Source organism: Achromobacter maghribensis (genome assembly GCF_057334215.1).
Genome location: NZ_JBHFII010000066.1, coordinates 110484 through 110804 on the forward strand (window position 1 = coordinate 110484; position 321 = coordinate 110804).

At 61.4% G+C, this 321-nt stretch carries 1 riboswitch.

Going from position 1 to position 321, the window contains the following annotated elements:
• Nucleotides 1–35 precede the first annotated feature (35 nt).
• Nucleotides 36–190: riboswitch (FMN riboswitch) on the reverse strand.
• Nucleotides 191–321 lie beyond the last annotated feature (131 nt).

Here is a 321-nt window from a genome sequence, read left to right on the forward strand (position 1 = left end):
GGCGCAAGCGCGCCCGGGCAATCGGGAATGTGCCGGCACATCTTCTCTCATCCGGACTATGACCGTCGGCTCTGGCATTTCACCAGATCTGCTGACCCCGATGTCCGTGAAGGACGCCGGGCGCTCGCGGGCTCGCCACATTGCATGGCATACCGCCGGTGGGGAATTGCACCCCGCCCTGAAGACGTACTGCATGTCGTGTTAACGACTTTTGGAATTGTACGCCTGTCTGGTTTTTGGGGGGGAATATGCTTATTGCGGGTGGGGGTATGGGGTTTGGGGGCGTGGGGCGGGGGGGTCTTGAGACGGGTTCTTGAGACG